The organism is Microcoleus sp. MON1_C1 (assembly GCF_036701945.1).
Taxonomy (GTDB): Bacteria; Cyanobacteriota; Cyanobacteriia; order Cyanobacteriales; family Microcoleaceae; genus Microcoleus.
The window spans coordinates 79,257-101,788 of the sequence record NZ_JAUBRO010000027.1; the positions used below are offsets into that span (position 1 = coordinate 79,257).

24 protein-coding genes and 1 other RNA gene are annotated in these 22,532 nt (G+C 45.7%); 17 read left to right on the plus strand and 8 right to left on the minus strand.

The window, feature by feature from the left end; genetic code table 11:
- Positions 1 to 180: 180 nt before the first annotated feature.
- The gene (locus QUA62_RS16845) at positions 181 to 513 is read right to left on the minus strand and encodes a DUF565 domain-containing protein (protein WP_333405579.1); all 333 of its coding nucleotides are present in this window, start codon (positions 511 to 513) and stop codon (positions 181 to 183) included.
- A gap of 361 nt (positions 514 to 874) precedes the next feature.
- Between QUA62_RS16845 and QUA62_RS16850 the strand changes: the two genes are divergently transcribed.
- The gene (locus QUA62_RS16850; RefSeq protein ID WP_333405580.1) at positions 875 to 1,453 is read left to right on the plus strand and encodes a hypothetical protein; all 579 of its coding nucleotides are present in this window, start codon (positions 875 to 877) and stop codon (positions 1,451 to 1,453) included.
- Positions 1,454 to 1,457: 4 nt separating this feature from the next.
- Here QUA62_RS16850 and QUA62_RS16855 read toward each other — a convergent pair whose 3' ends face one another.
- Positions 1,458 to 1,754, minus strand: coding sequence for a hypothetical protein (locus QUA62_RS16855; RefSeq protein ID WP_333405581.1), 297 nt, complete (start codon positions 1,752 to 1,754; stop codon positions 1,458 to 1,460).
- 1 nt (position 1,755) lies between these two features.
- Between QUA62_RS16855 and QUA62_RS16860 the strand changes: the two genes are divergently transcribed.
- From QUA62_RS16860 to QUA62_RS16870, 3 genes are all read left to right on the plus strand, one after another.
- Positions 1,756 to 3,798, plus strand: coding sequence for a glycosyltransferase family 39 protein (locus QUA62_RS16860; protein ID WP_333405582.1), 2,043 nt, complete (start codon positions 1,756 to 1,758; stop codon positions 3,796 to 3,798).
- Positions 3,799 to 3,840: 42 nt separating this feature from the next.
- Positions 3,841 to 4,368: a GNAT family N-acetyltransferase gene (locus tag QUA62_RS16865; RefSeq protein WP_333405583.1), complete on the plus strand. Its 528-nt coding sequence runs from the start codon at positions 3,841 to 3,843 to the stop codon at positions 4,366 to 4,368.
- A 185-nt stretch (positions 4,369 to 4,553) separates the two neighbouring features.
- A complete protein-coding gene (locus QUA62_RS16870) occupies positions 4,554 to 4,775 on the plus strand; it encodes a hypothetical protein (RefSeq protein ID WP_333405584.1) in 222 nt (73 codons plus the stop codon).
- Here the strand turns inward: QUA62_RS16870 and QUA62_RS16875 are convergent.
- Complete coding sequence (locus QUA62_RS16875) at positions 4,772 to 5,383, minus strand: hypothetical protein (RefSeq protein ID WP_333405585.1); 612 nt, start codon at positions 5,381 to 5,383, stop codon at positions 4,772 to 4,774. The two genes, QUA62_RS16870 and QUA62_RS16875, sit on opposite strands and share 4 nt — an antisense overlap.
- Before the next feature lie 24 nt (positions 5,384 to 5,407).
- Here QUA62_RS16875 and QUA62_RS16880 point away from each other — a divergent pair, with 24 nt between their 5' ends.
- The 9 genes from QUA62_RS16880 to nuoK all read left to right on the plus strand — a co-directional run bounded on the left by QUA62_RS16880 (position 5,408) and on the right by nuoK (position 12,103).
- A complete protein-coding gene (locus tag QUA62_RS16880) occupies positions 5,408 to 5,626 on the plus strand; it encodes a hypothetical protein (RefSeq protein WP_333130570.1) in 219 nt (72 codons plus the stop codon).
- Positions 5,623 to 5,892, plus strand: a complete 270-nt coding sequence (locus tag QUA62_RS29395; RefSeq protein WP_006632713.1) for a ParE family toxin-like protein — start codon at positions 5,623 to 5,625, stop codon at positions 5,890 to 5,892. The genes QUA62_RS16880 and QUA62_RS29395 overlap by 4 nt, the downstream gene beginning before the upstream one ends.
- Positions 5,893 to 5,926: 34 nt before the next feature.
- On the plus strand, positions 5,927 to 6,187 hold the full coding sequence (locus QUA62_RS16885) for a type II toxin-antitoxin system Phd/YefM family antitoxin (protein WP_333405586.1): 261 nt from the start codon (positions 5,927 to 5,929) through the stop codon (positions 6,185 to 6,187).
- A 61-nt stretch (positions 6,188 to 6,248) separates the two neighbouring features.
- Complete coding sequence (locus QUA62_RS16890; RefSeq protein WP_333405587.1) at positions 6,249 to 8,024, plus strand: serine/threonine-protein kinase; 1,776 nt, start codon at positions 6,249 to 6,251, stop codon at positions 8,022 to 8,024.
- Positions 8,025 to 8,246: 222 nt separating this feature from the next.
- Positions 8,247 to 8,637, plus strand: a transfer-messenger RNA (tmRNA) gene (gene ssrA, locus QUA62_RS16895).
- Positions 8,638 to 9,002: 365 nt separating this feature from the next.
- The gene (gene nuoH, locus QUA62_RS16900) at positions 9,003 to 10,121 is read left to right on the plus strand and encodes an NADH-quinone oxidoreductase subunit NuoH (protein ID WP_333285199.1); all 1,119 of its coding nucleotides are present in this window, start codon (positions 9,003 to 9,005) and stop codon (positions 10,119 to 10,121) included.
- A gap of 102 nt (positions 10,122 to 10,223) precedes the next feature.
- Positions 10,224 to 10,799 (plus strand): NAD(P)H-quinone oxidoreductase subunit I, encoded by a 576-nt coding sequence (gene ndhI / locus QUA62_RS16905; protein ID WP_333217198.1) that lies wholly within the window; start codon positions 10,224 to 10,226, stop codon positions 10,797 to 10,799.
- 178 nt (positions 10,800 to 10,977) lie between these two features.
- Positions 10,978 to 11,604 carry an NADH-quinone oxidoreductase subunit J gene (locus tag QUA62_RS16910; RefSeq protein WP_006632707.1) on the plus strand — a complete coding sequence of 209 codons (627 nt, stop codon included), beginning with the start codon at positions 10,978 to 10,980 and terminating at the stop codon, positions 11,602 to 11,604.
- A 193-nt stretch (positions 11,605 to 11,797) separates the two neighbouring features.
- Complete coding sequence (gene nuoK / locus QUA62_RS16915) at positions 11,798 to 12,103, plus strand: NADH-quinone oxidoreductase subunit NuoK (protein WP_199292736.1); 306 nt, start codon at positions 11,798 to 11,800, stop codon at positions 12,101 to 12,103.
- Between the two features lie 91 nt (positions 12,104 to 12,194).
- On the opposite strand, the gene folB is transcribed toward nuoK, so the two are convergent.
- From folB to QUA62_RS16940, 5 genes are all read right to left on the minus strand, one after another.
- Complete coding sequence (gene folB, locus QUA62_RS16920) at positions 12,195 to 12,551, minus strand: dihydroneopterin aldolase (protein WP_333405588.1); 357 nt, start codon at positions 12,549 to 12,551, stop codon at positions 12,195 to 12,197.
- A gap of 153 nt (positions 12,552 to 12,704) precedes the next feature.
- Positions 12,705 to 14,072, minus strand: coding sequence for a serine/threonine-protein kinase (locus tag QUA62_RS16925; RefSeq protein WP_333405589.1), 1,368 nt, complete (start codon positions 14,070 to 14,072; stop codon positions 12,705 to 12,707).
- A gap of 80 nt (positions 14,073 to 14,152) precedes the next feature.
- Positions 14,153 to 14,350, minus strand: a complete 198-nt coding sequence (locus tag QUA62_RS16930; RefSeq protein ID WP_333405590.1) for a hypothetical protein — start codon at positions 14,348 to 14,350, stop codon at positions 14,153 to 14,155.
- Positions 14,351 to 14,394: 44 nt separating this feature from the next.
- Complete coding sequence (locus QUA62_RS16935) at positions 14,395 to 15,513, minus strand: formylglycine-generating enzyme family protein (protein ID WP_333405591.1); 1,119 nt, start codon at positions 15,511 to 15,513, stop codon at positions 14,395 to 14,397.
- 130 nt (positions 15,514 to 15,643) lie between these two features.
- Positions 15,644 to 16,927 (minus strand): glutamate-5-semialdehyde dehydrogenase, encoded by a 1,284-nt coding sequence (locus QUA62_RS16940; RefSeq protein WP_333405592.1) that lies wholly within the window; start codon positions 16,925 to 16,927, stop codon positions 15,644 to 15,646.
- 226 nt (positions 16,928 to 17,153) lie between these two features.
- Between QUA62_RS16940 and QUA62_RS16945 the strand changes: the two genes are divergently transcribed.
- The 4 genes from QUA62_RS16945 (at position 17,154) to QUA62_RS29400 (ending at position 22,409) form a co-directional block, all read left to right on the plus strand.
- A complete protein-coding gene (locus QUA62_RS16945; protein WP_333405593.1) occupies positions 17,154 to 18,878 on the plus strand; it encodes a zinc metalloprotease HtpX in 1,725 nt (574 codons plus the stop codon).
- Between the two features lie 259 nt (positions 18,879 to 19,137).
- Positions 19,138 to 20,118 carry an SMP-30/gluconolactonase/LRE family protein gene (locus QUA62_RS16950; protein ID WP_333405594.1) on the plus strand — a complete coding sequence of 327 codons (981 nt, stop codon included), beginning with the start codon at positions 19,138 to 19,140 and terminating at the stop codon, positions 20,116 to 20,118.
- A gap of 124 nt (positions 20,119 to 20,242) precedes the next feature.
- Positions 20,243 to 21,970 (plus strand): hypothetical protein, encoded by a 1,728-nt coding sequence (locus tag QUA62_RS16955; protein ID WP_333405595.1) that lies wholly within the window; start codon positions 20,243 to 20,245, stop codon positions 21,968 to 21,970.
- A gap of 193 nt (positions 21,971 to 22,163) precedes the next feature.
- Entirely contained in the window at positions 22,164 to 22,409 is a 246-nt protein-coding gene (locus tag QUA62_RS29400; RefSeq protein ID WP_445301674.1) for a DNA cytosine methyltransferase, read from the plus strand.
- Positions 22,410 to 22,532 lie beyond the last annotated feature (123 nt).

A 22,532-nucleotide genomic window follows, 5' to 3' on the forward strand; every position in this document is an offset into this window, starting at 1 on the left:
GGCGGGTTGTGTACAAATCCTATCTGCAATTGACAAATATTTGACCCCACTCAAAACGGATACAAGCCCCAACTCCGGTCGTGGAGAGTTCAAAAATTCCCACCCTAGTTCAAATTAAGATTTTTTTAAGAACACGTTTATGTAAATACTATCTACAGCAGACAAATATTTCACCATTTTTTAAGAACCTAGTTTGAAAGCCTCCACAAATAAATTGTAAGTCAGACCCATTTTCAGAGCATTGAGCATCTCCACCCACAAAGAACCAGCCGCAGACCGCGGGCCGCCGTAAACCAGCCAGTTCACCAACTCGGTCAACAACACCAACAGCCCGGCCGCGATAATATCCCAATCCGCAGATTGTCCCGCGATGGTCGAAATAGCTGTTCCCAAAAAAGTGCCGAACAGCAGGCTAATTATCAGGAGCGAAATCCGCCGCCAAGGATTGCTCAGCCAGCCTCGGAAGCGATCGCCCAGAACATCAATTAATCTGTTAATTCGGGTATTCTGCATAAAAGTTATACCATTTGAGATGTAAAATTTGAGATTTGAGATGCGGAATGACTGATGACTATTGGGGTTTGGAGTACGGGGCTATAGTGGCACTCTTTTTTTCAACTGGTATTAAAAGCTAGACCGATGAGTAAACAAATGCCCCTCCCGACCAACTTCAAATTCTTACCGGGGTGAGTATGTCGCCATCTAAAATATAAAATTTAACATCTAAGATGGTATTGAGCGATCGCGGATTTATAGCCGAGAACGCTCAAGTAATTAAGTGTAACTGTATCTTGTGGCACAGCAGCCCCTAGTTTTACATTAAAAATAGTTAAGACTAATTGCGAGTGCAGCCTATCCTTTAAGCCTAAAATTTATGAATCTTAAAATTTACCAGATCATAATTGGAGTGTGGATCGTCCTAATTACAGGAATGTTTCTAGGACGTTTTGAAATCACTATCTCCAACAGTTCAAATCAGTCGAGCGATTGGCCCTCACAAGCCACCGCACATCCCCGCACACCCCCGGTTCCCCCAGTCCCGACAGCTTCTGCCGGCACCGCCACCGCGCCCAAGCCCGACTCAACACCAACCCCCCCAGATCCAGAGGAGGAATTGCTTTCCTCAATCCCTATAAATGCTAAGGCCTCCGGCCTTTTGCGCGTCAGCAACCGCAGCGAACACCCAGTGCGAGTGGCCCTGCTGTCGAAACGGCAAGCCAAGGAATCCTACGGCAAACCCGCGCACTGGGATTTTGCGCCGGGGGAAGGCGGTGGCAAGGGACTGATGCTATCGCTGCCGGAGGGCAAGTTACAAGTCAAACGGGGAGACATTCTGGTGGTTTTTGCTCAAGATGGTTCTCGCCGCTACTGGGGGCCTTTCGTCGCCGGGGAGACTTCCTCGCCCGCTTGGAACAGCACAGCCAGAGAATGGCAATTAATTTTGCAGCCTTAAACCCTTAGCAGCAGGTGCCGAAATTTTGGTCGAGAAACCCGGTCGATCCGGTTTTATTGAGAACGATGCCGCTATGTGAGTTAACCTCACATAGCGGCATCATTATAAGGAACAGGCAAGATGCCTGTTCCACAAAGAGTGAATTTTCTTGTGGCGAGTAGGGTTTGGGCAGGAGAGCCCGCCCATGAAAGCCTTGTTGAGAATGGTGCAACATCTCAGTTAAACAGAGATGTTGCACCATTCTCAAGAACAGGCAAGATGCCTGTTCCACAATAAAATTGAGCTCTTGTGGAACAGGCATCTTGCCTGTTCCTAAACAAGTAATTGATATTGGTGCAAGATGTGAGTTTAACCGGAGTCGATCGAGTTGGGAGTTTCGAGAATGCGAATCTTTCGGTAGACTCTCTATGCGAGCTAAAATTTTAAATCTAAAATCGCAGGAAGTTTGGGTGAAAGAAGTTATTAAAAGTTTGTCAGAGTTTAGAAATCGCCGGATCGCACCTTTGCTGCTATCGATTGTATGGCTGTGCGCGATCGCCTCGGTAGGTTTCTTGTGGAATCTCGGCAACATCGGTTTAGTTGACGAAACGGAACCGTTGTTTGCCGAAGCCGCCCGTCAAATGACGGTGACAGGAGATTGGATCACTCCTTATTTCAACGGCGAAACCAGGTTTGACAAGCCGCCGTTGATTTACTGGCTGATGGCGGTGGCTTACCGCACTCTGGGCGTTAACGAATTGGCCGTGCGTCTTCCCTCGGCTTTGTGCGCGTTCGGTCTGACTTGCCTCGGATTTTATACCCTATCGAAATCGAAGGAAGAAGGAAGAAGGAAGAAGGAAGAAGGAAGACAGAATGAGGAAGAAGCCAAGTCCCCCCTCTCGGACACTCTCCCCCTCGGACACTCTCCCAATCTCCCAATCTTTTTTTCTACTCCTTGGATTGGTGCGGCCCTAATAGCTTTAAATCCCCAAACTATTGCCTGGGGACGGACTGGCGTTTCAGATATGCTATTAGTCGGCTGTATGTGTTCGGCACTACTCGCATTTTTCCTCGGTTACACCCTCGAAGAACAGAGAGAAAAAACAGAATTATCTACGGTTTCCGCTTCCAGATTTCCCAATAAGTGGTATCTGACTTTTTACGTACTAATTGCCTTAGCAATTTTGGCTAAGGGGCCTGTGGGAATTGTCGTGCCAGCGCTGATTGTTGGCAGCTTCGGGCTTTATTTGGGAAATTTTCGGCAACTTTGGCGCGAAATGCGTCCGGTGTCGGGAATTTTGATTATTCTGGCGATCGCCTTGCCTTGGTACATTTTGGTTATTTTAGCCAACGGTCAAACTTATATTGACAGCTTTTTTGGCTATCACAATTTCCAGCGTTTTACTGGAGTAGTCAACAAGCACTCGGCGCCTTGGTATTTTTACTTTTTTGTAGTGCTAGTGGGTTTTGCACCTTGGTCGATTTATTTGCCTGTGGCGATCGCCCGCACCCGTTTTTGGCAGCGCAGTTACTGGCGTCGTCAACCGCGATCGGCTCAGTTGAGTTTATTTGCCCTATTTTGGTTCGGCTGCATTTTTGGCTTTTTTACGATCGCCGTGACCAAATTGCCCAGTTATGTATTGCCTTTAATCCCCGCCGCTGCGATTTTGGTAACGCTGCTGTGGAGCGATATTATTGCAGGTAACGAATCCGATAACAGGCGGATAAAGTTAGAAAAAAAACCGAATTCTTTACCGCGAGGGCTGTTAGCTACATACATTTTCAATGTCGTATTTTTATTAATTATAGCCGGAGCAACTTTCTACTGCTACAACTGGCTGGGAGACGACCCGGCAATGCCCAATTTTCCCCAAGCAATTCAGCAGTCGGGATTGCTGATTGTCGGCGGTACGATTTGGATAACTACAGCGGTGGCGATCGCACTTTTACTCTGGAAGCGGCAACAGCGCTGGATTTTGGTTGCTAACCTCATCGGGTTAGTAGCATTTATCATCTTTGGTCTTACTCCCGCCTACAAAGTGGTCGATATCAACCGCCAGTTACCTCTGAGACAGTTAGCACAGGTTGCAGTTCAACAAAAACTGCCGGGGGAAGAGTTTATTATGGTTGGTTTCTGGAAACCAAGTCTGGTTTTTTATACCCAAGAGCCGGTGACTTACTACCGAGCTGTCACAAAGGCTATCGACTACATTAAGCAATCTAAAAACCCAACTTCTCCCTCTATTTTGTTGCTGGGATATCCAGAGAAATTTGTGCAATTAGGATTGCAGCCCAATCAATATCAATTGTTGGAAAGTCGGGGCGCTTACCAACTAGCCAGGGTTCCGAGACAAGCGTTTCAATAGTGCCTATAGTGTGATCTCATACTTGTTAAACAAGGTAGAACAATGATTACAACTAAGAATCTTCAACTACTTGCCGTCGAAAGGATTCACATAGAAGCTTTCTTACGAAGTAAAAGCGAGCTTGCAGCAATTTTAAATGTCATAGTGCCTAATAGCTGGCCTCATTTCCCCGAAGCTTTTTCCCTCCCTGCTGACGAAGCTTGCGAATCCAATCCGCCTCCAACTGACTGGCACAACTACTTCTTTATTCATCCAAAAAATCAAGTGCTTGTCGGCAATGGAGGTTTCAAAGGCTCACCTGATGAGTCGGGGACTATAGAGATAGGTTATGAAATTGCTTCCGAATATTGGAATCGCGGATTTGCAACTGAGGTGGCACAGGGAATGATCGATTATGCTTTCGCTCACGAGGAGGTGAAAGCAGTCATCGCTCACACTTTAGCTGAAAAAAATGCCTCGAATAGCGTGTTGCAAAAAGTGGGAATGAAGTTCATTGCAGAGGTGGACGATCCTGAAGAAGGCAAGATATGGCGATGGCAAATAAGCAGGGATGAATATCATCCGACTTGAACTGTAACGCCGTTTCGCTGTTTAAGTCACTGGTTTTGGCGGTAATTTGAAGGTTCTCGGTTGGAGCATTAAATCTGCCAGATTGCATAAAAGCTATAATCTAGTCACTACCTAAAACCCGAAACTCGGAGCCTACAATGGTTTCAATTCTCAACAAACCCTCCTCGTTAGTCCATGAGATTTGCATGGAAAAAGTCGATGGGTGGAAGTTGTTCAAATTTAGTGAATCGCTCCAACAGCGCATGGAACAATTGTTAGAGAAGAAAAAGGGCGCTCAACTAATGGCAGAAGAGGTAGCGGAACTCGACGCCATTGGGGAATTAGATCGTATCTTTACCCAGATCAATGCAATGATGGTGGCTCAAGAGGTCAATCAGCGAGCCGACGATATAGAACGTTTGGGTTAGCCACGCCCTTCAATGTATCCCTTGACAAGTTGGGTAAAAGCTAATACCTCAAGCATTAAGTAAGTGAATAAATTAGCTATTAAAAATGATTTCTTCACTTGGCTTTTTTCCATTTCTTTTACTCCCCAACTCCCTATTAATAATTCGAGGTAAACGGAAAAGAAAAACATAGGAATGAGTGTAATCATAATTTCCAACGGCAGAAATGGAAAAGAACCAGGCTGTACAGGCACGGTTGTGTGGAAGACGATATGTCCAATAAACGCCCCAATACATAGGATAATAAAACCTCCCCCAATCGTCGATATGATATTTGTTATAAAAGCAATAAAAATTGCTTTTAGGATACTGAGATTGAGTAGCTTTTTGTGAATGTAAGCTTCTATCGCGATAATTGGGATGAGCAAAAGAATTTGATATAAAACACTATGACTGAATAATGGAATCCCTGCATTGGCGAGATATAGAAATGTATTTAAGTGCCTGCAAAAGCTAATAGAAAACATAGAAGTGGGTTTCCCGTAGTTATTAATGATGATAATTAGCCTGCCATTTGTTCGACCTACCCTCAACTTGGCTGAAACAATGGATAATGGATAGGATGCCATTTTCATTCTAAAAGTGTGGTAGCCATGACTGAGTTACTCGAACGTGCGATCGCCAAGTTGAAAACATTGTCTGCCAGCGAGCAAGATGCCCTCGCTTCAATGATTCTGGAAGAACTTGAAGACGAGAGGCGCTGGGATCAAGCATTCTCCCGTTCCCCCGATGCTCTTGCTAAACTCGCAGCGACCGCAATGGCTGAGTATCATGCAGGCAAAACCCAAGAACTCGATCCAGAAACATTGTGAATTCACGCACTACAACCGAGTTCCGTAGATTATTTGCTGATTTACCCGAACAAGTTCAACAGCAGACACGCGGGGCGTATCGTCAGTTCAAGGAAGACCCAAGTCATCCAAGCCTGCGTTTCAAGAAGGTGCATCCAGACTTACCAATCTACTCAGCCCGAATTACCAAAAACTATCGAGCAGTTGGTCAGTTGGATGGAGACACTGTAATCTGGTTTTGGGTTGGTTCACACGCAGAGTACGACAAGTTTCTGGGGCAGTTGTAGCAGTGTCTACAGCCAGCCAATATCAATTAGAAAAGTGTATTTAGACAAGTGGAAAATTACGATCGCAATCAATGAAGCTCAACAGCAGTTGCAGGAGTCGATCGATTCCGTGAGTCAGTCACTTCAATTGATCGTGATCGCAGGACAAACTAGCAATGCAGTGTTATTATCTGAATCAGACTCCGCATATGTTCAGGAAACACTGTATCTTCTCTCAGTGCCGGGGATGCGGGAATCAATTCGGGAAGGAATGGCAACGCCGATCGAGGATTGCGATCGCTCTTTGGAGTGGTGAGGAGAGCCGACCATACGTGCCATAATCAGCCATATTATCTGGTACGCGATCGCCTGAACCTATGGATGCGCTAATCGGCAAAACTTTACAGGGTGGAAAGTACACCCTCGAACAAGAATTGGGAAGAGGCGGCTTTGGAATAACCTTCAGGGCAAATCACCGCTATTTAGGACAGCCTGTAGTCATTAAAACCCTCAACGAATCTCTGCGGCAGCAACCTAATTTTGCTGAGTTCGATCGCAAGTTTCAAGACGAAGCGAGGCGGTTGGCTTCCTGCGTTCATCCCAATATTGTCCGCGTCAGCGATTTCTTTGTGGAAGACGGGCAGCCTTACATGGTGATGGACTACATAGCCGGTCAGAATTTGGGCGATGTAGTCGGTTCAAATAATCCGCTGCCAGAAAATCTTGCAATTCTCTACATCACTCAAATTGGGGCTGCTTTAAAAGTTGTTCATCAAAAGGGTTTGCTGCACCGAGATGTCAAGCCGCAAAACATTCTTTTGCGCCAAGGTACTCAGGAAGTTGTGCTGATTGATTTTGGCATTGCCCGCGAGTTTACTCCCGGTGCAACCCAAAGTCACACTAATATGGTGTCCGATGGCTACGCGCCGCCAGAACAGTATTTTGCCCAAGGAAAATATACGCCCGCAACAGATGTTTACGGTATGGCGGCGACGCTTTATACTCTGCTGACAGCACAGGTGCCGGTGGCTGCAATTTTACGCACCAGCCAGCCGATGCCTTCACCCCGCGACTTGCAGCCTCAGCTAAGTGCGGCTGTCAGCTCTGCAGTGATGCGGGGGATGACGGTAGAAGCTCAAAATCGCCCTGCTAGCGTCGATGAGTGGCTGTCGCTGCTGCACGGGCAGGGGGGTGCAGCGTCGCCGAGCACCGGGCCGACGGTGGCGGTGATTCCGGGACACGGGCCTCAGTCGCCTGCGGGTTCCAGAACAGCGCCTGCTGTGGTGCCTTCTGGGGGAGGAAACCGCAACGTTTGGTGGATTTTGGGGTTCGTGGCGATCGCACTTATTGTTGCAGGTTTGGTCGGTATTGCTAGGGTTTTCCTCAACCGGCCGTCTTCGGAACCCGCACCGGTCGCCCAGGACGATCGCACTTCGGCCCCTGCAGATCGAGACGCGCGCTCACGCCCCGCACCAATTCCCGCGCCGACACCAACGCCAGCCCCGACTCGCAGAGAAACTCCGCCGCCGGCTGCTGAAACACCAGCGCCGGCTGCGGAAACTCCAGCGCCTGCTGTTGAAACTCCAGCGCCGGATGCTGAAACTCCAACACCAGCCCCAGCGCCAACACCAGCGCCTTCTCCGGAGGCTGTCGAACCTACACCAACGGAAAAACTTGTTGACAAAGAGTTGCCGCCAGATCGATCGCCCGCACCCAGCGAACAACCGACAACCAGTTATCAGAAGACTCCCACCATCCCTGGGTATGCCGTTGGTACGCCGGAAACTCAGATTTTATCCGAATTGGGAGAACCGACTGACTCTCAAGCCCGGGGCTATTGGCCGAATACTCGCACCGCACTTTACGAAATATTGCCCAATCGGATTACTCTCGGCTACATTTACGATCGCGATTCGGGCGAGCTAGTACAAACAGAGGGTTCTTTTGCCCAGTCGGTGGACGATTTGGTAGTGCGAACCGCCTTAAATGGGATGGTGGGCGGCGCCAGCCGGGAGATTTTGCAAGGCTTGGGCGACGTGCAGCAGCGCCGGAGTAATCGGTTTACGTTTAGGAAGGGTTCGCTCGAAGGGATGATCGAACGCAACGAGCGCGATCGGATTTACATTGGCGTCTGGGACGACAACTTGCATTAAACTTGGCAGCGGTGACATCCTGCACCCTTGTCAATAAACCTGGGCGGGCAAGATGCCCACCCCACAGGAAAACTTAACTCTTGTGGAACAGGCATCTTGCCTGTTCAAGAAAATGGTGAAAGATGTAAATATTCCAGACTCAGCTTTGTGCCAAAATCCAAAATCTAAAATCGGTTGACTTGACGCAACACGAAATATTGTCTATGATTAAAGAACACACGAGGGGCTGTAATGGTTTCGACAGGGTGGCGAAAGCTGCTCCGTGATGCAGGTCGAGAGGGAGTCTACTCTCGTTAATATCGGCTCAAAAAAAATAGTAAATGCGAACAACATCGTTCCTTTCGCTCGCAAAGCCGTAGCTGTAGCCTAAAAACTTCTTGAGCTTGGTTTAGAGTGTATGCCACCTCACTCCGTTAACGGTAGCATAACAACCCCCAACGGATGCCCTAGCTAAACGTTTCTAGTCGGCTAGCTAGGAAAGCAATCACTAGAAAATCCCCCCATTTGGGATAAAGATGGTTCCCGCCCTGAGGATTAGAAGGGATAAACCTGTGAACGATCGGAAGGTAAATACCCGCTTTGGACGGCAGTTCGATTCTGCCCAGTTCCATAAAAAAAGTGACGTAAAATCAATGGTTTAAGCCATTTGAAAGTTACTTTAAAGCATTAAAAGGGCCCAGAGTTAACTCTGGGCCCTTTTGTTTGGCATTCAATGTTCAATCTAAAACCTAAAATCTAAAATCTAAAATAGATTAGCTCGATCGACTAAGTAAAAATACATAAATTACCCACCCATTAGCTACGCTGCAGGCTCATATAATTAGAACTTCACCCTGTCTGTGCGTTCTTGGAGCCTGTCGGGCGATATACTATTAGGCGGTAAAGCATTAAAAATCTTTACAAAGACCCCGATTTCTAAGCCTACTCCTACAAAGGACGGGTGAAAAATTATATGCTGACCGCTCAAAAGCTGGACAAATGAACCCAGGAATTGACTTACAAGGAAGTTTCGTAGAAGCCCTCATGAATTTGGGCTTACCGGCGGACATCGCCCAAGTGCTTTGGCTACCGCTGCCGATGTTGCTGATGATTGTCGCTGCCGTTTTCGGGGTACTCACTAGCGTCTGGCTGGAACGGAAAATTTCCGCCGCCGCTCAACAGCGGGTAGGCCCGGAATTTATCGGCCCTCTGGGAGTGCTAGCACCCGTTGCTGACGGTCTGAAGTTGGTATTCAAAGAAGACATTGTACCGGCAAAAGCTGACGCGCTGCTATTTACCCTAGGCCCGGTAATTGTGGTGATTCCAGTTTTTCTCTCCTACTTAATCGTGCCCTTCGGAGAGCATATGCTGATCGCCGATATGGGGACAGCGATATTTCTGTGGATTGCTCTTTCTAGCATTCAGCCGATCGGCTTGCTGATGTCCGGCTATGCTTCAAACAACAAATACGCCCTCCTCGGCGGACTCAGAGCCGCGGCTCAATCCCTCAGCTACGAAATTCCCCTAGCTTTGGCAGTATTGGCAGTCGTGATGATGTCCAATAGCCTCAGTACGATCGACATCGTACACCAGCAAACCGGCTACGGCATTGTCGGCTGGAATATCTGGCGGCAACCAGCAGGTTTCCTGATTTTCTGGATCTCCGCACTAGCAGAATGCGAACGGTTGCCCTTTGACCTCCCGGAAGCAGAAGAAGAATTGGTAGCAGGATATCAGACTGAGTACACAGGCATGAAATTTGCTTTGTACTATATCGCTTCCTACGTTAACCTCGTCCTTTCTTGCCTCCTAGTAGCAGTTTTGTACCTCGGCGGCTGGGAATCCCCGATTCCTGTCGAAGTGCTGACAAATGCGCTGGGATTGAGCGAGACGACTCCTTGGTTGCAGGTAATTACTGGCTTGCTGGGCATTACAATGACCATGTTGAAAGCCTACTTTTTCCTGTTTCTGGCAGTTCTGCTCCGCTGGACTCTGCCGCGAGTTCGGATCGACCAATTGCTAGATTTGGGATGGAAGTTTTTGCTGCCCGTTGCTTTAGTTAATTTGCTATTGACCGCAGCTTTGAAGCTTGCCTTTCCCTTTGCTTTTGGCGGTTAATTGATAATAGGTAAATGGCAACAGCTAAAAAAAATAGCTGTTAACCAATTACCTATTATCAATTAGCTATTACCAAAAACTCAAGTACAGAGAGAGAACACCATGTTAAAATTCCTCAATCAAGTAGGCGAATACGCCAAAGAAAGTTTTCAAGCTGCTAAGTATATCGGTCAAGGTCTAGGTGTTACTTTTGACCACATGAGACGCCGCCCGATTACGGTGCAGTATCCTTACGAAAAATTAATTCCTTCCGAACGTTTTAGGGGCAGAATTCACTTTGAATTTGACAAGTGCATCTCCTGCGAAGTTTGCGTTCGGGTATGTCCGATCAACTTACCTGTAGTGGATTGGGAATTTAACAAAGAAACCAAGAAGAAACAACTCAAGCACTACAGTATCGATTTCGGTGTTTGTATCTTCTGTGGCAACTGCGTAGAATATTGTCCGACTAATTGTTTGTCGATGACAGAAGAATATGAGTTAGCCACCTACGAGCGCCACGAATTGAATTTTGACAACGTGGCTCTCGGACGTTTGCCCTACAAGGTTACAGATGACCCGATGGTGACACCGATGCGGGAATTCGCTTACTTGCCGAAAGGTGCGATCGACCCCCATGAAGTTTCCTACACCGATCGCCGCGCCGGTCTGCGTCCAGAGGAAATTATCGAAAAGTAGGTAATGGGGCATGGGGCATGGGGCATGGGGCATAGTTAGTAATTAGTGATGAGTGGTTACTTGTTAGTAGTTTTTCTAATAACTAAATAACTACTAACAAATGCCCAATGCCCCATGCCCAATGTCCTCATGCCCAATTACCAATTCCCAATTACCAATTACCAAAGGATAAAAAATTGTGAATCTAGCTGAAGGGGTTCAAATTGTTTCATTTGGCATACTGTCCGTAATGATGATTGGAGGAGCACTAGGAGTAGTGCTGTTATCCAACATCGTTTACTCAGCTTTTTTGCTGTGCGGCGTATTTACCAGCATTGCCGGCTTGTACTTGTTGCTGAATGCCGACTTTGTAGCAGCAGCGCAGGTATTGATTTATGTTGGCGCTGTTAACGTCTTAATTTTGTTTGCGATTATGTTGGTGAACAAGCGAGAAGATTTCCGCATAATTCCCAACGCTTGGGTGCGTCAAGTAGCAACAGCAGTAGTTTGCGTAGGCTTGTTTGCGCTTTTGGGTACGATGGTGGTGTCTACTCCTTGGACTATTGTCGCGACGACAGGAGCACCGGCCGAAAGTTCGATCGTCACGATCGCCAAACATTTCTTCACCGACTTTTTGCTGCCTTTCGAGTTAGCATCAGTGTTTTTGTTGATGGCAATGGTAGGGGCAATTGTCTTGGCGCGCCGTGATTTTTTCCCGGATGAACTGTTGTCAAAGAAGCTATCCGAAACACCTGCTTTGAGTTTGCCGGAAAGACCTCGCGAATTAGTTTCTGCCGGAGATGTGTCTTCGCCAGAATCTAAATAAAAGTAGTTAGTCTAAATGATTCGTACATTTAAGGTAGGGGCAATTTACCCGTGGTTGCCCCGCTCGGAGGTAGGTAGCTATCACTACCCCTAGTGTATGAATGATTTAGACACGCTACAGTAGGGTGTTCACTGCACCTATCTCTCTGTCTTGTAGTAATGTTGATTGAGAAAGACTCAAAAAATTTATGCAACTGCAACTCCAGTATTTCCTGTTATTAGCCGCCGCACTTTTCTGTATTGGTATTTACGGTTTGATTACCAGCAGAAATGCAGTGCGCGTGTTGATGTCGATCGAGTTGATGCTGAATGCTGTCAATCTCAATTTGATGGGTTTCTCCAATTATCTCGACCCTGTACAAGTTAAGGGCCAAGTATTTACCGTGTTTGTAGTTACGGTAGCGGCGGCTGAAGCTGCGGTGGGTTTGGCAATTGTTTTGGCGATTTATCGCAACCGCAATACCGTAGACATGGAAGAATTTAACTTGCTGAAGTGGTAATTAATCAATAGTCATCAGTCATCAGTCATCAGTCATTAGCGATAAACTAATGCAGATTAAAGACTGATGACTAAGGACTAAGAACTAATGACTAATGACTTCTAGTAATTTCTAGAGTAATTCTACCCCCGAAATCAGGGATGGGGGCAGCAGGTTTCGAGAGTTGTAGTTTAACTTTTTCGACTAACGGTAGTTCTAAAAGCGCTTGAGCAATAGTATCGGCTAGGCGTTCGATTAATAAAAACTTCGAGTCTTTGACTAGCTTTTGAATCAGAGTAATTGCGCTGCGGTAATCAAGAGTATGTTGAATATCATCACTTTTTCCAGCTTGCGATAAATCGAGCCAGAGAGTAACATCCACTTCAAACCACTGCCCCAAAACTTGCTCTTCCGCCAGATAGCCCGTATATCCGTAACAGCGAATTCCTGTAAGTTGAATAGAATCCATTTTGCAATAAACTAAAAGTGCGTTGTCTATACCAATTTGTATTAAACCAGATAAAGTTCTCTTTCTCTTCCCTCTCTTTTTTTGCCCTTTTCCTTCTCCCTCTGCGCTCTTTGCGCCCTCTGCGGTTCAATCACTCTTATTCTATCTTAGATTTTATAACTCTCCTCCTTTCTCCAACTTGTCGAGTAAATCCTCAGCAACTTCATACCATTTCCGCCTAATTTCACCATCTTCTGGCTTTTCTGTCAAGCTGCGCCCTTGTAATTCTGGATATTTATTGTAATATAATTCATCCACTTTTTGATAGAATATATCTTGATTGATGTTGAGATTTTTGCGCCGTTTACCAATGTTTTCTTGACGAATTATTTCGGCTTCCTCTAAGGATGTATCGGGAGGTTGCTGGCGCGAAGTAAATTTAGGTAAATCCGGCAACTTGGGCAACGTGAAACCAGATTTGACTACACTAAAAGCTAACATTCCTGGCACCAAAACGACACTTAAACTCCCTAGGATTTTCCAAGTAATTAAGTTGAATGTGCTGTTGTTATTAACCACTTGAGGATTTTGGTGAACAGGAGTATGATTGCTGGTAGCAGTTTGAGTGGTGTTTTTGAAAGGGCGGCCGACAAAGTTCATTGTCACCATTTGGGAAATTATACTGCCAATTTGAGATAGTTTTGGATCTTTGAGTGCTTCGCGGACTGCTTTTGCAGATTGGTAGCGATCGCCCGGTTGTTCTGCTAACATCCGATCCAATACGCTGGCTAAATTTGGGCTGACACTGACGTGCGATCGCCAATCCCAAGTTTTATTATTGATATCGTACAATTTTTGAGGCTTTTTGCCGCTTAACAGTACCAAAGCCGTGACGGCTAAAGCGTACAAATCGCTAGCAGCAGAAACTTTCCCCAGCCGGATTTGTTCGGCAGGCGAATAACCCTGTTTGCCGATCGCCGTATCCGATTGTCCGTTAAACTGAAGTACGGCATTGGCTGCGATTTGTTTTACAGAACCGAAATCAATTAAAAAGGGTAGTTTGTCAGCATCATGCTGAATAATATTATCCGGGGAAATATCGCGGTGAATTAAATTTTTTGAGTGGATGTATTCTAAAACTGGTAAAAGCTGAAATAGCAGTTGAGTAACTTCGGCTTCGGTAAAATTTTTACCTTCCTGCTGGCGCGATATCAATATTTCTTCGTAGGTTTGACCCTTGATATAATCTTGCACTAAAAATAAAGATGGATTCCCCCCCAAATCCGTTCGCAGGAGTTCTCGAAACCTTGGAATTTGCGGGTGTTGGAGGTGGTAAAGCATACTCGCTTCGCGATCGAACAATTCGGCAGCTTTGGGGCTGTGAACTACCGGAGAAAACTCTTTGAGTACGCAAGATTCGTTGTAGCGGTTGATGTCTTCGGCGAGGTAAGTGCGCCCGAAGCCACCGCGGCCTAATTCGCGGAGAATGCGGTAGCGTTTTTCGAGAGTCGAACCGGGGGCGAGGAGGGAGGAGTTAGACATAAACCACGGCAAATTGTTCGAGTTGGGGAGCGCAGTATAGCTTATTGTAGCTAAGTTTGTTTAGAAGGGAGTCAGAGGGGTTAATGCGAAACACTGTTTAGCCACTCACAAAACTCATCGGGTGTCATTGCAGGGCGATCGCCAGATTTAGCCAAAGCTTCCTCCAAGACTTCATTCATTGTTCGATGGTAATTTGGGTGTTCTTTTTCGATTGCTCCCAGCACAGCGTTTTTCAGACGAACTGATTCTATGCGCTTGCGAGATTTGCTGAATTTCATGAGGGTTAACTGTGAAAGCTTCTAACTGCTTTCTATTTTCAAATTTAGGTAAAATTCGATACCGCTACGCGAAAACCCCTGTCACACCACATACCGTCCGCCGAGTAAAATTTACGATCGGCACTGCGGCAAAAGAACGCATGGAGGTTCCAGGAGCCGCCACGGTGCACACGGTTATTAAATGTAAATTTTGTGCCAGTTTCCCGGGAACTTCCGTCAGTTGGTGCGCCGTTATAGTTTTCGCACCACCTATCGCTGCACCATTCTTCAACATTGCCGTGCATATCGTACAGTCCAAAGGCATTCGGGGGATAACTCCCGACATCGATTGTTTGTGTGCTGGAAAGTCCTTTGGGGCCGAATGCGTAGGGGTAGTCGTAACGTGCGTGATAGTTGACTAAATCCGGGGTAATGGTTTCCCCAAAATGAAACGGGGTTGTTGTGCCCGCACGACAACCGTATTCCCATTCTGCTTCACTTAGGAGGCGATATTTTTTCCCGGTTGTTTGCGAGAGTTTGCCACAGAATTCGACGGCATCATCCCACGATACATTTTCTACAGGACGTTTTTCACCTTTGAACCGCGATGGGTTGTTTCCCATCACTGCTTGCCACTGTGCTTGGGTGATGGGATATTTGCCTGCGTAAAAAGGGGGTACTGTTACTTGATGCTGCGGACTTTCGTACTCCTCTCGTCTTTTTTTTGTTGGTGGCGAACCCATTATAAAAGTTCCACCGGGAATATAAACCATTTCCAGCACAACTAGGTTCCCTAAGTCTTCGGGGAAAAAGTGAGCATAATCACGGTGGCGACTGCTTTCTTTTCCTTTAGCATCAACTGTTATTACATCAAAGTCAAAAATAGGCAAATAGTTTTGTAACTGCCCTTTGAGATTTGGTTCATCTCTATCCTTCAGCAGGGCAAAGGCTGCAAATTTCACCGCGATTGATTCATCTTGCAGTGCCCCAATTATTAAATCTAAACCTGGATCTCCATATTTTAGCGCTTCAGACAGTGCAGCAATTTTAGCCTCAACAATGGGAGAAGCTAACCGAATTTTAACCCCGGGAATCCCGCCTAAAACGGCCGCAGCCAATGGCAGTTGAGATTCACCGCCAAGGACAGCATCGTATTCTCTGGGTTGATTTGGATTTTCTGTCATGATCGGGACTTACGTAAGTGTCACACTTCTATCGAGTTGTAGGGTGCGTCAGACGCAGTTCTAGGGTGATTATTCAGGAACTCGAATTCTGACGCACCCTACTAATTAGGCCAGTTGCATAAATCTTGTATTACAAATCTCGATGTGTAAATCCCTTAGCATCTTTCCCTACATAACTAGCCGCAATATGGCCATCTCCAACAACTCGATACTTATAGGTAATCAACCCCTCTAAACCGACAGGCCCGCGAGGCGGCATTTGCTGCGTGCTAATCCCCACTTCTGCACCGAAGCCGTAGCGGAAACCGTCGGCAAATCGAGTCGAGCAATTGTGATAAACTCCGGCCGCATCGACTCCATTTAAAAAAGTTTCGGCGGCTTCGCTGTCTTCGGTAACAATTACATCTGTATGTCTGGAACCGTATGTATTGATATGGTTAATTGCCTCTTCCACAGAATCTACTATTTGGATTGACAAAATCAAATCGCTGTATTCTGTAGACCAATCTGTTTCTGTCGCTTCGGCAATATTTTCGAGGATGGCGCGAGTTTTTTCGTCTCCCCGCAATTCGACTTTTTTCTGCTGCAAAGCTGCGGCAACAGCGGGCAGGAATTTGGGGGCGAGCGCACTGTGAACTAACAAGGTTTCAATGGCATTGCAGGCGGCTGGATACTGAGTTTTTGCATCGACAGAAATCTCTACTGCTTTCTGAATATCCGCCGCTTTGTCTGCGTACAAATGACAAATTCCGTCGGCGTGTCCTAAAACGGGAATCCGCGTGTTTTCCTGCACGAACCGCACGAAGGAATTAGAACCTCTGGGAATAATCAAATCTACATATTCATCCATTTTGAGGAGTTCGATTGTTTCTTCCCGCGTTGTCAGCAACTGCACGACTTGGGGATTGACTGCGGTTTCTGCTAAGGCTTGATGTATCACTTTTGTCAAAATTTCGCAGGAACGGACTGCTTCTTTGCCGCCTTTGAGAATGACGCCGTTTCCCGATTTAATTGCCAAGGATACTATCTGAATTAAAGCTTCTGGGCGCGCTTCAAAAATAATGCCTAAAACGCCCAAAGGACAGGTGATGCGCTTCAGAATTAATCCTGTATCCAATTCACGGTGAATTTGCACGGAACCTACGGGATCTGGTAGTTTCGCAACGTCGCGCACGCCCGCGATCGCACTTTTCAACTTGCTCTCATCCAACTTGAGGCGATCGTACAGCGGTTTCGCTATTCCATCCACCTCAGCCGCCTTGCAGTCAGCAGCATTCGCCGCCACAATATCCGGCGCTGCAGTTTCTAAAGCTTTAGCCATAGCCTCAATAGCTTGATTTTTGGCATCAGCGGACAAAACGGCCAATTTTCTAGCAGATACGCGCGTTTTTTGGGCAATTTCAATAATAGACATGGCAGTAACTTTCAAATAGTTTTGATTGTTGGATTTTGAATTTTGAGTTTTGAATTGAATCCGCACAAATAAATTTCGGGGCGGTTTTCAGTCTTAACAATTTTAGAGGAAATTCTATATTTTTGTTGACACCCCTTACAGCAATCCGCATTAACAGGTTACAACAGTGAAGTATAGATAAAATCCCACGGTCATTTCCATTTGTCAATAACCTTTGGAGATTATTATGTCATCTCACGCCCCTTTACGCAAGGCAGGGCGAGCCGCCAAAGCCGGCGTTAAACTGATACAGAAAACTGGCGGAAATCTCGTTTTAGCTTCCGACGTCACCATCAGCCTGCTGTTTGGTATGGTGTTAGCGCTATCATTTGCCTCAGTTTTGATTCTCAACAGTCCCGATCCAGTCGCCGGATTGGCGATCGCACTTCCCATAACTCTGATTTTTAACATCGCTGCTTTTTTCCTATCGCCTTACTTGATGGACTTAAGCCAAAATTGGCTATACCATACTCGCTGGGTTTCCCTAGCAGAAATTGAAAGCCTAAGTCCCGAAACAGCGAAAGTTATTCAGAAGGTTTGCAAGCAGAAAAAACTCCAGCCGCCGCGTTTAGGAATTATCGACGACCAAAACCCTACTGCTTTTACTTACGGTTCATTTCCCAACAGCGCTCGCTTAGTTGTCAGTCAAGGTCTTTTTACCTATTTAGACGACGAGGAAATTGCCACTGTTTACGCCCACGAACTCGGTCACATCGTCCACTGGGACTTTGCAGTAATGACTTTAGCTTCGACTTTGGTGCAGATTACTTATTTAATTTACACTACAGCTCAAAGGATGGGTCGAAGTGGTGGCAACAAAGCTAAAGATGCTGCCGGTACTGTAGCTGCTGTGGCTTATTTTTTTTACATCGCAGGGACTTATTTATTACTGTATTTGTCGCGGACGCGAGAATATTTTGCCGACCATTTTGCAGCCGAAACAACCGGAAATCCCAATGCTTTGTCTCGCGCTTTGGTAAAAATTGCTTACGGTATTTTGGAAGAAGGACAAAGAGCCACCGAACCCAGCCGCTTATTAGAAGGAACTCGCGCTTTAGGCATTTACGATGCCAAAGCTGCCACATCTACCGGCACTGCTTACAGGATTACTTCGGAACCGGAAAAGATTGGGCGAGTGTTTTTGTGGGATATGTTTAATCCCTGGGGTTGGTGGATGGAGTTGAACTCTACTCACCCGCTGACTGGTAAACGAGTTCGCGCTTTGAGCACTTATGCCGAACAATTAGGCTTGGATGTTGAGTTTGACATGGGCCGGATTGTCGGCGAAGGCAACGATTTGAGCAAGCGGAAATTGTACGGAAATTTTGTGTTCGATTTGCTGCTCTACAGTGCAGAAACTCTGGGCTTAGCGGTGGGTTTTGCGATCGGCATTTCGCTGTATGCTGTAAACCCGATGATGATGGTTGCTTGTCCTTTAATCGCTTTGGGTGCAGGAATTTTGCTCAAGACTTTGGTGATGTTCCCGAATTACGAACAAGCAGAACACTTGGATGTTTTAACCTTAATGTCTGATCCTTATGCAAGTCCTTTGCGGGGTCAACCGGCGCAACTGCAAGGCGAATTAATTGGTCGCGGCGATGCGGGTTATACCTTCGGTTCTGATTTGAAACTGCAAGACAGAACGGGAATGATTTATCTGCGCTATGCTTCTCGTTTTGGGCCAATTGGTAATTTTTTGTTTGGCATGAAACGGGTTGAAAGTTTGATTGGAATGGATGTTAGCGCTTTGGGTTGGTTCCGGCGGGGTGTTGCACCTTGGATGGATTTGATTCAGCTTGAAAGCGATAGCGGTACGACGGTTAAGAGTTATCACCGCTTCTGGTCTGTTGTGATGGGTATAGGGGCGCTCGCGATCGGTATTGCCTCGCTATTTATATCATTGCCGGCTTGAAAGTTGACAGGTGAAACGTTTTAAGTTAAATATAATTAAGCTCTAAAATGGGAGCTTCTTTTTTTTTGTTACATAGGGTACTATAGAATTTAATACCGCTCTAAACTATCTTTTTTTTATCAAAATAGTGAGTTGACAAACCGCTTTCGACGTGTTAGCGAAGCGGCGGGATAGCGCTCTTATCACAAAGAAAAGAAGAAGTAAAGAAGGAGATAGGTAATCTTATGGTGGGAAGGGAGTAATTCAGTTATGAGCAAACATGACAATCAAAATTGCTACAATTAGTTTGTTGTTGATAGTATTAAGTTTAGCAGTCAGCAACCCCAGCAAAAAACTCAGGGGTAACTTAACAAAGTTGACCGCCCAGACGGAAAACAGGGAGAAAAAAAACGCCGTGCAAGATATTCTTGATGACAGTGCGAAATTAGAAAAAGTCGCTGGCAATTTTCAATTTATAGAAGGCCCGCTTTGGCATCCAGACGGCTTTTTGCTGTTCAGCGATATTCCCGCCAATATTATCTATAAATTAGCCTCAAATCAGCAAGTTGAGGTATTTCGCACCCCTTCGGGAAAAGCCAACGGGAATACTTTAGACAAAGAAAACCGCTTACTTACTGCCGAACACGAAAATCGCCGCGTATCCCGCACTGAAAAAGATGGCAAAGTTATCACATTGGCGGATAGATACGAGGGAAAAAGGCTCAACAGCCCGAACGATTTGGTTGTTAAATCCGACGGCAGCATTTATTTTACCGATCCGTCCTACGGTGTTACTAAAGATCAGGAACAATTGGGTTTTTACGGTGTTTACCGGCTGGCATCCGACGGGAAATTAACTCTACTGGTTAAGGATTTGGTGCTGCCGAATGGCATTGCCTTTTCACCAGACGAGCAAAAACTTTATGTCAACAATTCGGAAGCGGGATACATTGCCGTTTTCGATGTAAAATCGGACGGAACTGTTACGAATGAGCGGCTTTTTGCAGATTTAAAAGATGCCAGTCAAAGCGGAGTTCCCGACGGTTTAAAAGTTGATTTAGAGGGGAATGTTTACAGCACCGGGCCGGGGGGAGTGTGGATTTTATCGCCGGATGGCAAGCTTTTGGGGAGGATTTCTGTGCCTGAGACGGCGACTAATGTGGCTTGGGGAGAAAGCGATCGCAAAACGCTTTATATTACGGCAAATACAAGTCTGTATCGGATTCGCCTTCAAATTGCGGGTGTGCGGCCTGGAAAATGATCTAAAATCGGGCGAAATTGAAAGTAAAGCGGTTTTTATTAGGGGTAATTGACGGGGCATGATATAATCGTAGGTTTGAGAATCAGTCATTCCCCATTCTTTAATCTCGAATCTCAAATCTCTAATGGTATTAATAGCTCGGTTGCACAAATTTCTAACTGCTACAGTCGATCGCAAATCCCGATCGCACACAATATTTTGGTTGACTTTGAGCTTGACATTTGCTGCACTTTATGCTTTTTTAGGACTCAAGCAAGCCTTCAGGGCCGAGTATATGGTGCAAGACGATGCGAGGCAGCACGTTTTCTGGATGATGCGGTTTGTCGATCCTGAATTATTCCCCAACGATTTCATTGCTAATTACTTTCAATCAGTCGCCCCCGCAGGATACAGCACGCTCTACAAATTAGCCGCAACACTTGGCATTCATCCGCTATTTTTTCACAAAATATTGCCGCTATTTCTCGCGTTAATCTCGACTTATTACTGTTTTGGTCTTTGCCTAGAAATGCTGCCAGTGCCGATGACTGGATTTATTGCATCTTTGCTGTTAAATCAGCATATGTGGATGACAGACGATTTGGCTTCTACAACGCCAAGAGCTTTTATCTATCCGATATTTCTTGCTTTTTTATATTATTTGTCGCGCAGTTCCTTGCTGCCTTGTTTGGGGGCGATCGCACTTATCGGACTATTCTATCCTCCTTACGCCTTGGTTGCTGCCGGAATTTTAGTTTTGCGCCTGCTATGCTGGAAAAACGGCGGTTTGCGCTTGTCGGGCGATCGAACTAATTACCTATTTTGCAGTACAGGTTTGGGATTAATCTTTTTAGTAATGCTGCCCTATGCCTTAGATAACTCTGAATTTGGCCCAACTTATACCGCAGCAGAAGCGAAGCAAATGGCCGAATTTGTTCCCAGCGGCAGAAATGCTTTTTTTCGTCCAAATCCTAAAGATTATTGGTTGACAGGGCGGGGCAGCGGGATGTTTCCCAAGTCGCTGTTTACGCCTGTAACTCACTGTGTCGGGCTGTTATTTCCGCTGCTGCTGTTTTTGCGATCGGCTTTTCCCTTAGCAAATCAGATTCAAAGCAAAATCTGGCTTTTGCTTCAGCTATTTTTAGCATCCTCGGCGATGTTTTTTGCAGCTCACGCTACCATTTTTAAGCTGTATCAACCTGGTCGCTATACTGCCTACAGCTTGCGATTTATTGTTGTGTTGATAACTGCGATCGCCCTAACTTTAATTATCGATGGAGTCGGTTATTGGGCATCAACAACCGCAACAACATTTGATATAAAAAATTTAGTGGCACTAATTACGACAGCGATTATCGCTATCGCCGTTGTGTTTTATCCCTGCTTGGTCGAAAAATTTCCCACAGTCGGCTATGTAGAAGGTAAAATGTCGGGTTTGTACAAATTTTTTGAGCAACAACCTAAAGATATTTTGATTGCTTCAATCGCGGCAGAGACTGACCATTTGCCAACATTTAGTCAGCGTTCAGTTTTGGTGGCAAAGGAATATGCAGTGCCGTATCAGAAAGGCTACTACAGCAAATATCGGCAGCGACTTAACGATTTAATTCGCGCTCAATACACTCCCGATCGAGCTGTATTGCAAAATTTTATTAATCAATATGGAATTGATTTTTGGATGCTCGATCGTCATGCTTTGAGTCTTCAGTATGTAAAGGATGATGGCTGGCTAAATCAATTTGATTCTACACCGGAGGCGATGCTTTCTCTCCAACAAGGAAAAATTTCAGCCTTAGCTTCAGCAATCACAAGTTGTACTGTTTTTCAAAATGAAGTTGTAGTGGTTTTGGATGCGTCTTGTATTGTGAAATAGGCTGGGAATTAAGGCGAGGCAGAGCCAAATCATCTGCGTTCCTAGGCAGAGCATGGGAACTCTAAAAAAAGTCAATTAGGGGATTGGGAAGAAAAAATATCCCTGATGAGTTAAAACGCTACAGCGATCGGAGTTTTGAGGACAAGTATAAACCTTACACTGGGATAAACCCTCATTGACACTAACGGCACATATGCAAAAAGATTGTTTAGCCTATATCCATCCAACACAAACCAGAAGTATCTCTGTAAGAGAGGCTGCTAGACTTCAAAGTTTCCCAGATCATTTTGTATTTGATGCACCTATGACGAGAATGTTTGAGCTAGTTGGGAATTCTGTACCACCTCTTTTAGCTGAAGCGATCGCCAGACCAATTGTAAAACAAGTACAAGCCTACTACGAGGCTCAGTCCGAAAGGGTTAACCTAACTTCTGGTTGACCTGTAGTGCATTTTACAACTAAAATTGGTCAAGGTTGCATATATCTATAGCAATCCTATATGAATTGTGAAAAGGCATCAAATCTTTTCAAGTTAGGAAAATTGAAAAGATTATATTTAGCA

Bases quoted from the DNA above. Each gene is read 5' to 3' on its own strand.
- QUA62_RS16845 (WP_333405579.1), bottom strand. From the start codon at position 513: ATGCAGAATACCCGAATTAACAGATTAATTGATGTTCTGGGCGATCGC.
- QUA62_RS16850 (WP_333405580.1), top strand. From the start codon at position 875: ATGAATCTTAAAATTTACCAGATCATAATTGGAGTGTGGATCGTCCTA.
- QUA62_RS16855 (WP_333405581.1), bottom strand. From the start codon at position 1,754: ATGCCTGTTCCACAAGAGCTCAATTTTATTGTGGAACAGGCATCTTGC.
- QUA62_RS16865 (WP_333405583.1), top strand. From the start codon at position 3,841: ATGATTACAACTAAGAATCTTCAACTACTTGCCGTCGAAAGGATTCAC.
- QUA62_RS16870 (WP_333405584.1), top strand. From the start codon at position 4,554: ATGGAAAAAGTCGATGGGTGGAAGTTGTTCAAATTTAGTGAATCGCTC.
- QUA62_RS16875 (WP_333405585.1), bottom strand. From the start codon at position 5,383: ATGGCATCCTATCCATTATCCATTGTTTCAGCCAAGTTGAGGGTAGGT.
- QUA62_RS16880 (WP_333130570.1), top strand. From the start codon at position 5,408: ATGACTGAGTTACTCGAACGTGCGATCGCCAAGTTGAAAACATTGTCT.
- QUA62_RS16890 (WP_333405587.1), top strand. From the start codon at position 6,249: ATGGATGCGCTAATCGGCAAAACTTTACAGGGTGGAAAGTACACCCTC.
- nuoH (WP_333285199.1), top strand. From the start codon at position 9,003: ATGAACCCAGGAATTGACTTACAAGGAAGTTTCGTAGAAGCCCTCATG.
- ndhI (WP_333217198.1), top strand. From the start codon at position 10,224: ATGTTAAAATTCCTCAATCAAGTAGGCGAATACGCCAAAGAAAGTTTT.
- folB (WP_333405588.1), bottom strand. From the start codon at position 12,551: ATGGATTCTATTCAACTTACAGGAATTCGCTGTTACGGATATACGGGC.
- QUA62_RS16925 (WP_333405589.1), bottom strand. From the start codon at position 14,072: ATGTCTAACTCCTCCCTCCTCGCCCCCGGTTCGACTCTCGAAAAACGC.
- QUA62_RS16930 (WP_333405590.1), bottom strand. From the start codon at position 14,350: ATGAAATTCAGCAAATCTCGCAAGCGCATAGAATCAGTTCGTCTGAAA.
- QUA62_RS16935 (WP_333405591.1), bottom strand. From the start codon at position 15,513: ATGACAGAAAATCCAAATCAACCCAGAGAATACGATGCTGTCCTTGGC.
- QUA62_RS16940 (WP_333405592.1), bottom strand. From the start codon at position 16,927: ATGTCTATTATTGAAATTGCCCAAAAAACGCGCGTATCTGCTAGAAAA.
- QUA62_RS16945 (WP_333405593.1), top strand. From the start codon at position 17,154: ATGTCATCTCACGCCCCTTTACGCAAGGCAGGGCGAGCCGCCAAAGCC.
- QUA62_RS16950 (WP_333405594.1), top strand. From the start codon at position 19,138: ATGACAATCAAAATTGCTACAATTAGTTTGTTGTTGATAGTATTAAGT.
- QUA62_RS16955 (WP_333405595.1), top strand. From the start codon at position 20,243: ATGGTATTAATAGCTCGGTTGCACAAATTTCTAACTGCTACAGTCGAT.
- QUA62_RS29400 (WP_445301674.1), top strand. From the start codon at position 22,164: ATGCAAAAAGATTGTTTAGCCTATATCCATCCAACACAAACCAGAAGT.